The organism is Frigidibacter sp. MR17.24 (genome assembly GCF_037095655.1).
Taxonomy (GTDB): Bacteria; Pseudomonadota; Alphaproteobacteria; order Rhodobacterales; family Rhodobacteraceae; genus Frigidibacter.
On the sequence record NZ_JBAWKE010000029.1, the window covers coordinates 1 to 1,868 of the forward strand.

Sequence of the window (1,868 nt, forward strand, 5' to 3'; positions counted from 1 at the left end):
CTTCTCGAAGACAAAAATATCGAAAGAGCCGCCGGAAGGCGGCAGTCTGCATTCTTCCTCCAATACCGGAAGATAGAAGAAGCGGCCGGATGGCCGCCGAACGACTGCCAAGACAGAAAGCGCCGCCGAAGGCGGCTCTCGTTGAAGATTGCCTTGATCGGTCCAGAAGCTCGAATTGCAGAGATGGATATCCCCCATTCAGGAAAGCCTCTTCCGCGATCGTCATGCCGCCCGCCGTCAGGAGATCCCGGTGTCGGTCGCGAGCGTCCGTAACTGCGCCGCATGGACTGCCAAAAGCTCGCGCAGAACAGCGTGATCCGTGATCGGCGTGTATCCGGGATACTCGTAGTTGTAGGTGCCGGGCGCGACCTCGGCCTGCGCTGGATCCCGATTGACGCCATGCCTTGCCGCTTCCTCCAGAGATCGGCCCAGCCGGTAGTATCGATTGAGGGTCCGGGCCCACCCTGCGTCCCGATCGATCGCGATCAGCCATGACGTGCGGACGGTCTGTGTTCCGAGGTTCGGGTGTCCGCTCGCATAGCCGTAGAGAACCGGTGCGCCGCGCGGGTTCAGCAGCACTTGCCACAGCTCGATGAGCGGGGCGTCGGCGAGGTCGGTGGGGGTCGGTCCGGCCTCGGCGGCGGCAAGGGCGCGCAAGGCGAGGCGCATGATATGTTGTTCTTGATTGGTCATGGTTGTCCTCGGGGCCTGGGAAAGGGCGGCTCGCGGATCACGGCGAAGCCGCATCGGCTGATGCCTGACGATCGGCGGTGGGGGCCGTCAGGTGGTCTGCCGAGAGATGCGCTGCACAGGCCCCAGGAGGTCGTCGAGATCGGATCCGGATAGCCTTCGCCGTTTGAACAGGTGCTCTGACAGGTCATTCAGGACGTCCTGCTCGGTCTCGAGGATCTTTCCAGCCCGATCTTCCGCATCGATCAGCATCTGGCGCACGCGGTCGTGGATCTGCGGATCGCGCAGCGCGAGCTCGATCGGTGCCTCGGACCAGACGGGGCCTCGGACCAGACGGGGCCGCGCCAGCCGAGGCCGAGGCGCATGTGGAACGCGACCGCAAGCTCGGTCGCGATCGCCAGGTCCGATCCCGAGCCGCCGCCGGCTCCGGCGGAGATGCTGCCGTAGACCAGACGCTCGGCGGCTCGACCGGCGAGATGGGTGGCGAGCTCGTCGTGGATGTCGTCCCACGTGCCGATCCGGTCCGCCTGTCGCCGGACGGTCTCGCCGCCGTCGCGCAGGAGCGTCATCCGCACCACCCGGCTCGCGCCGAGCGCGGTCGCCACGATCGCGTGGCCGGCCTCGTGCGCCGCTACCCTGCGCGTCACCGCCGGGTCGGTGTCGTCGAGTTCGAGATGGCGGGCGATGTCCGCGAGGGTCGGGGCGCGCCGCTCCTGCCGCGCGGCGCTCTTCGCGGTGCGGATGCCCGCGTCGAGTTCGGCAGGCGTGTGGCCGACGGCCCGCCGCGCCAGATCTGCAAGGGCGAGGTGATCTTCTCCGGGCAGGTGCTCCTGCAGAATTTGTGCGAGCATCGTCTCATCGGGCAGGGGCATCTCGACATGCAGGTCCAGTCGTCCGGGTCGCAGGATCGCGGGATCGAGCCGGTCGCGGTGGTTGCAGGTGCCGATCAGGATCACCCCTTCCTCGCGTCCGAGCGTGTCGAGTTCGGTGAGTAGCCCGGCGATCGCCTGGCTGCGATAGCTGCGGCCATGGCCGTCGTCGCCGGCGCGCGAGCCCAGCGCGTCGATCTCGTCGATCACCAGGATGCAGGGCGCGGTCTCGCGGGCATGCTCGAAGGATCTGCGCATCTCGCGCAGGAGGTCTCCGAGATGTCCGGCCGCCTGCCACTCGCCATAGGA

4 protein-coding genes are annotated in these 1,868 nt (G+C 67.3%); all 4 read right to left on the reverse strand.

The features are described 5' to 3' along the window. Nucleotides 1-198: hypothetical protein (locus V8J39_RS23485; RefSeq protein ID WP_336463401.1), on the reverse strand; the 198-nt coding region annotated here is incomplete at its 3' end. Nucleotides 199-237: 39 nt separating this feature from the next. Further along, nucleotides 238-693, reverse strand: coding sequence for a DUF6634 family protein (locus tag V8J39_RS23490; RefSeq protein WP_336463402.1), 456 nt, complete (start codon nt 691-693; stop codon nt 238-240). An 87-nt stretch (nt 694-780) separates the two neighbouring features. Further along, entirely contained in the window at nt 781-942 is a 162-nt protein-coding gene (locus V8J39_RS23495; RefSeq protein ID WP_336463403.1) for a hypothetical protein, read from the reverse strand. Next, the coding region (locus tag V8J39_RS23500; protein ID WP_336463404.1) for an AAA family ATPase at nt 936-1,868 on the reverse strand (933 nt) is incomplete at its 5' end. The genes V8J39_RS23500 and V8J39_RS23495, both read right to left, overlap by 7 nt.

Coding starts and splice junctions, on each gene's coding strand:
- V8J39_RS23490 (WP_336463402.1), bottom strand. CDS start 693: ATGACCAATCAAGAACAACATATCATGCGCCTCGCCTTGCGCGCCCTT.
- V8J39_RS23495 (WP_336463403.1), bottom strand. CDS start 942: ATGCTGATCGATGCGGAAGATCGGGCTGGAAAGATCCTCGAGACCGAG.